Genomic DNA, 6,000 nt, shown 5'->3' on the forward strand with positions numbered 1-6,000 from the left:
CAATTTTTGTACACTCCAAGGAGTCGCCACGGGATCGTCAAAGTGTAAAATATATTCATCAAGTGTAAAACAAGCTACCTTGAAAACAGACAGTATCTTCTATCGGATATTTCAAAGTATCCCCAGCACTTTCTTTGAACTGATTAACCAACCGCCCCAACTAGCTAGTGCTTACCAATTTTCTTCAGTCGAAGTGAAACAACTAGCCTTTAGAATCGATGGTGTCTTCCTCCCAAATGCAGCAGAACTACCCATCTATTTTGCAGAAGTGCAATTTCAACCAGATAAAAAGTTCTACTCACGTTTATTTACCGAAATCTTTAACTATCTCGACAAAACCGAATTAACCAATAATTGGCGTGGTGTTGTCATTTTTCCCAACCGCAGCGTTGATACTGGAGATACCGAAAGATATACAGAACTGCTCAACTCACAACGAGTGACTCGCGTCTATCTTGAGGAATTAAGCTCAATTGAGTCATCAATCGGCATAGAGACAGTTAAACTCATTATTGAACCCGAATCAACTGCGACAACAAAAGCTATAGAAATAGTCAACAGTGCCCGACAGCAAATTCCAGATGTTGCTACTATTAGGGAAATTATACAATTAATAGAGACTATATTAATCTACAAGTTGCCACGATTGAGCCAGGAGGAGATAGGGAAAATGTTTGGATCAAATGAGTTAAAGCAAACTAGATTTTACCAAGATGTTTTTGCAGAAGGTAAACAAGAAGGTATACAAGAAGCTAAGTTAGAAGCAATACCCCACTTATTAGGGTTGGGGTTGAGTATTGAGCAGATAGCTCAAGCATTAGGCTTTGAGGAACAACTTGTTAGGCAAGCTGCACAACCAAAATCCTAAAACAATTGATATATAGCTGACAGAGCGCAAAGCCTTGCGTTTCTATATTTTGCTGAATTTGACTCAGTTATTGCATTAAAATCTGACGGTTTAAAATACTCGTCCTTTCACCCAAATTAACAGTTTATAGTAATTGTTATTAAAAATTATAGAGCTATAACCGGAATAAATTCAGTACGTAGAGGTTATTTTACGTCAGGAGGTCAAAACAAAAGCTAATTTTATTTTTACTACACTAGATTTCAAGTTGCTGAGGTACACAAGCTAAGTCTGTTACCCAGGTATAAAGTGTGTTTTACTCCTGAATTCTGAATTCTGAATTCTGCTGTATTTTTTATTTGTTAAATGTGTTACAGCTATAACAGACATAATCATTTAAAATGAGCTTGATAAAAACTAAGTTATTCTTAATGATTAATTCTTTTTTCATGAAAGTGAATTACATAAAAAAATATCTTAAAATTAAAAAATAAATATTGATAACCAGGTGAGACTTTACAAGCATTATCACCTACATCATGCATGGAAAACAATACAAAAACACCTAGCCGATGACTAACGTACTATGGCTACAAGGTGGTGCTTGTTCAGGCAACACCATGTCATTTCTCAATGCCGAAGAACCGACAGTCTGCGATTTAATTGCCGACTTTGGCATCAATTTACTTTGGCATCCTTCCTTGGGATTGGAACTAGGCAACAACTTACAAACACTGCTGCGGGATTGCATTTCTGGCACAATTCCTTTAGATATCTTGGTATTTGAAGGCAGCGTTGTTAATGCCCCCAACGGCACAGGCGAATGGAATCGCTTTGCCGATCGCGCCATGAAAGATTGGTTAATAGACCTCGCCAAAGTTGCTCAATTTATTGTAGCCGTGGGAGATTGTGCCACATGGGGAGGAATTCCCGCCATGTCACCCAATCCTAGCGAATCGGAAGGTTTGCAATTTCTCAAGCGTCAAGAAGGCGGTTTTTTAGGTAAAGACTTTGTGTCTCAAGCCGGATTACCTGTAATTAATATACCTGGATGTCCCGCCCATCCCGACTGGATTACGCAGATATTAGTTGCGATCGCTACTGGACGCATAGCAGACATTGCTTTCGATGAACTAAATCGTCCCCAAACCTTCTTTAACACCTATACCCAAACAGGTTGTACTCGCAACGTCCACTTTGCCTACAAAGCATCAACTGCCGAATTTGGTCAGCGCAAAGGCTGCCTATTTTACGACTTGGGTTGTCGCGGCCCCATGACTCATTCCTCCTGCAACCGCATCTTATGGAATCGCGTCTCCTCCAAAACTCGCGCCGGAATGCCTTGTTTAGGTTGCACCGAACCAGAATTTCCCTTCTTTGACCTCAAACCAGGAACCGTATTCAAAACCCAAACAGTGATGGGCGTTCCCAAAGAATTACCAACAGGGGTGAACAAAAAAGACTACGCCTTACTCACAATGATTGCTAAAGACGCAGCACCACCTTGGGCAGAAGAAGACTTTTTTACAGTTTAGTCATTGGTCATTGGTCATTAGTCATTAGTAAATAACAAATGACCAAGGACAAATAACAAAGGACAAAAGACAAATGACAAAGGACAAATAACAAATGACAATTCAATCATTAGACATTTCGCCCGTTGGTAGAGTTGAAGGCGATTTAGATGTCCGAGTCGATATTGAACATGGAAGAGTAGTCAACGCCTGGACACACGCTGAACTATTTCGCGGATTTGAAGTTATCCTACGCGGTAAAGATCCCCAAGCCGGATTAATTGTCACACCTCGCATTTGCGGAATTTGTGGCGGTTCTCACCTAACTTGTGCATCTTGGGCATTAGACACAGCTTGGGAAACAGAAGTTCCCCGCAATGCGATTTTGGCGAGAAATCTTGGTCAAATTGTCGAAACAATCCAAAGCATCCCCCGCTATTTTTATGGTTTGTTTGCCATTGACTTAACAAATAGAAAATACCGCAATAGTCGCTTTTATGAGGAAGCTGTTAAACGCTTTGCCGCCTTCACAGGCAAATCTTATGAACTAGGCATAACAATTTCCGCTAAACCTGTAGAAATTTATGCACTATTGGGCGGACAATGGCCCCATTCTAGCTACATGGTTCCCGGTGGCGTGATGTGCGCCCCCACTTTAACAGATATCACCCGCGCTTGGGCGATTCTAGAATATTTCCGCACCAATTGGTTAGAACCAGTGTGGTTGGGTTGTTCTTTAGAACGCTATGAACAAATCGAGACTTATGACGACTTCAGAGACTGGTTAGATGAAAACCGAAATCATCGAGATTCCGACTTAGGTTTTTATTGGCGCATGGGTTTAGATATCGGTCTAGATAGATATGGTGCTGGTGTTGGTAAATATGTCACTTGGGGATATTTAGCCCATGAAGATAAATACCAAAAGCCGACTATTGAAGGACGAAATGCGGCGATGATCATGAAAAGTGGAGTGTACGATAGCTTCACACACACTCACACCTTAATGGATCAGTCATTTACCCGCGAGAATACAACTCACTCCTGGTACGATGAAGGGACAGCAGATATTCACCCTAGCGATCGCACCACTAAACCTACTGCAATTAATACAAAAGACTTCGATAACGCCTACTCTTGGTCGAGTGCAGTCCTTCACAAAGACTTCGGACGCTTGGAAACTGGCCCCTTAGCGCGTCAATTAGTAGCTGGTGGTAAACATGGCGAATCTTGGCAACACTACGACGGCTTTATCCTTGATGTATTCAAGGAGATGGGTGGTGCTAGTATTCATGTGCGTCAGTTGGCACGAGTTCACGAACTTGTCAAGTTATATCGGCAAGCTGAACACTGTTTACGCGAATTCAAATTAAACGACCCCTGGTATATCAAACCCACAGAAAAAGATGGACGCGGTTGGGGTGCAACGGAAGCAGCACGAGGTTCCTTGAGTCACTGGGTAGAAGTGGAGGGCGGTAAAATTAAGAATTACCAAGTGATTGCCCCTGGTACTTGGAATATCGGCCCTCGTGACGGTGAAGGTATCCGCGGTCCTATTGAAGAAGCTTTAATTGGCACACCAATTTACGATTCTAGTGACCCTGTAGAAGTTGGTCATGTGGCGCGATCGTTTGATTCATGTTTGGTGTGTACAGTTCACGCCCATGATGCGAAAACAGGCGAAGAACTAGCACGTTTTCGGACTGCTTAAAAGATGCTAATGGCTAATGATTTTTTAGGTAATCATTAGCTCATTATTAATTTACTGACATTAGCTTTACTATTAGGTTGCTACTATATTTTTGAGTAAATTGATGAGCATAATCGTCTGTAAATTATACTTATTTACTCTACTCGGTAATATCTAGGAATTTGAAAGTACTCCTGCTCATTTATTGGGATTAGGTCATGGACTTTGTTGAACAAATTAGCTGCTATATTTGTTTCAGTACTATTGGGTGAGTGAACAATATTTTCTTTCTGAAACGCTGGCATGATAATCTGAACATCTCCTTTCCGCAATATTGAACTCTCTGGAAGTCTTATATCTATGGGTTCAGTTATTAAATCTGTATTAAGAGTGTGTTTCCGAAGAGCTTCAGAAAAAAGCGGTAAAATGATTTGATTGTAAAGAACATCATACTTAATGAATCCGTATGAGCTATTTTTTTCGATAAATATATCTGGCATCAAATCAAGAGCCGGGTATATAAATCGGAATGCTTGAAAAATCTCTAATGCAATGATTGAGGCTTGAACAACATCGACCTGATTAGCTAGATAAGGTATGGAAGAAAAACTTGTCTTATGAAATTTGATTTCTGAATTAAAGAACCTATCGTGAAAAACCTCATTTCTATAATTTTGAAATTCTTGGAACTTTGGGAATATCGCTGAGTTATAAAAATCTTTATTATCCATTTTTAGCAGTTTAAAAACTGCTGTGAGGCGACCGTTGATCTGTTTTCCTCTAAATTCATTGAAATCCTTATCTTTAAGAAAACAAGCGATTTTTAGCAATGTGTTTATAAACGCTTCAATAGCAAGAAACCAAAAACCAACTGCGCTTATGGAAACATTCCCCTGATTGATTATGTCTTTTGACTGCTCCAGTTGCTCAAGATTCTGACATGAAAAGTAGAAAGCTTTAATTGAATAGTAAGGATAGGTGATTAGAAGCATAGAAGATTCATCTTTTCCTTTTTTAGGGAACCAAGCATAAATCTGACCGATATTATCTTTTCTGAGGTCTTCCAATTTCATATTAGTGATGGGCTTCCAAAGCCTAGTAATTGAGAATTGAGCGTAGACGCATAGGGCTTGTGGCTAGAGACTCTTACAGCTTACTTGATCGGTCACTCACCGAGGGGAAGCCCAGACCCTCGTCCTGTAGAAGCATTTCAATAACTTCACGCAAATTTTCCTGCAACTCATCCAGGGTTTCGCCTTGAGAATGCGCTCCAGGAAAGCCAGGGACATAGCCAACATAGAACTTAGTATCAGGATCTCTTTCAACGATCGCAGTAAAAGTTTTCATATTATAATCATGGACAACGCTCACTTACAGCTTACTGGATCGCTCATCTAACTGAGCGTAGGCGTAGCCCGTCATAGACATCACCCTTGTTTCACTATGACAACCAGACTAAACTTAGTTTACAGACTTAGTTTGATCTTATGGAAACTGTCAATATTCATCAAGCTAAAACGAATCTTTCAAAGCTGTTGTCACGCGTAGAACTTGGAGAAGAAATCATTATTTCCAACCGAGGTATTCCGATCGCCAAGTTAGTTCCGTTTCGTTCCTCATTAAATCGACTCAATAGTTTAGGGCAAGATAAAGGGCGTTTTGTAGTGCCAGATGATTTCAATGCCCCTTTGCCAGATGTTGATTGCACAGGCTCAGATAGAAGAAATGACGTTTGTGAGTGCCGATTCGATGTTTAATAAGTACGACATTTCCCTACTTTGGGCAGCCAAATCTTAATGCCTACGGCTGGCTACGCCTACGTATTCGCTACTTCGGCGATCGCATTTGCTATTTCGGCGTTCGCATTTGCTATTTCGGCGTTCGCATTTGTTATTTCGGAGACTACATTTGCTACTTCGGAGACTACATTTGCTACTTCGGAGACTACA

6 protein-coding genes are annotated in these 6,000 nt (G+C 40.6%); 4 read left to right on the top strand and 2 right to left on the bottom strand.

All coding sequences use genetic code 11. The annotated features are described in order from the left end of the window. The first annotated feature begins 79 nt into the window (after positions 1-79). The 3 genes from ACFE90_RS09695 (at position 80) to ACFE90_RS09705 (ending at position 4,072) form a co-directional block, all read left to right on the top strand. Positions 80-868 carry an Rpn family recombination-promoting nuclease/putative transposase gene (locus ACFE90_RS09695; RefSeq protein WP_375499932.1) on the top strand — a complete coding sequence of 263 codons (789 nt, stop codon included), beginning with the start codon at positions 80-82 and terminating at the stop codon, positions 866-868. A gap of 551 nt (positions 869-1,419) precedes the next feature. Then, entirely contained in the window at positions 1,420-2,382 is a 963-nt protein-coding gene (locus ACFE90_RS09700; RefSeq protein ID WP_375499934.1) for a hydrogenase, read from the top strand. Between the two features lie 94 nt (positions 2,383-2,476). Next, complete coding sequence (locus ACFE90_RS09705) at positions 2,477-4,072, top strand: nickel-dependent hydrogenase large subunit (RefSeq protein ID WP_375499936.1); 1,596 nt, start codon at positions 2,477-2,479, stop codon at positions 4,070-4,072. A gap of 134 nt (positions 4,073-4,206) precedes the next feature. Here the strand turns inward: ACFE90_RS09705 and ACFE90_RS09710 are convergent, their stop codons facing one another. Beyond that, positions 4,207-5,124, bottom strand: coding sequence for a hypothetical protein (locus tag ACFE90_RS09710; protein ID WP_375499938.1), 918 nt, complete (start codon positions 5,122-5,124; stop codon positions 4,207-4,209). 73 nt (positions 5,125-5,197) lie between these two features. Next, positions 5,198-5,422 (bottom strand): type II toxin-antitoxin system HicB family antitoxin, encoded by a 225-nt coding sequence (locus ACFE90_RS09715; RefSeq protein ID WP_375499940.1) that lies wholly within the window; start codon positions 5,420-5,422, stop codon positions 5,198-5,200. 116 nt (positions 5,423-5,538) lie between these two features. On the opposite strand from ACFE90_RS09715, the gene ACFE90_RS09720 reads away from it, so the two are divergent. After that, complete coding sequence (locus tag ACFE90_RS09720) at positions 5,539-5,808, top strand: type II toxin-antitoxin system Phd/YefM family antitoxin (RefSeq protein WP_375499942.1); 270 nt, start codon at positions 5,539-5,541, stop codon at positions 5,806-5,808. Positions 5,809-6,000 lie beyond the last annotated feature (192 nt).

The sequence above is a fragment of the uncultured Nostoc sp. genome (genome assembly GCF_964245445.1).
Classification (GTDB): domain Bacteria; phylum Cyanobacteriota; class Cyanobacteriia; order Cyanobacteriales; family Nostocaceae; genus Nostoc.

What these genes read in the sequence shown, in the direction of transcription:
- ACFE90_RS09700 (WP_375499934.1), top strand. Translation starts at nt 1,420, where the DNA reads ATGACTAACGTACTATGGCTACAAGGTGGTGCTTGTTCAGGCAACACC.
- ACFE90_RS09705 (WP_375499936.1), top strand. Translation starts at nt 2,477, where the DNA reads ATGACAATTCAATCATTAGACATTTCGCCCGTTGGTAGAGTTGAAGGC.
- ACFE90_RS09710 (WP_375499938.1), bottom strand. Translation starts at nt 5,124, where the DNA reads ATGAAATTGGAAGACCTCAGAAAAGATAATATCGGTCAGATTTATGCT.
- ACFE90_RS09720 (WP_375499942.1), top strand. Translation starts at nt 5,539, where the DNA reads ATGGAAACTGTCAATATTCATCAAGCTAAAACGAATCTTTCAAAGCTG.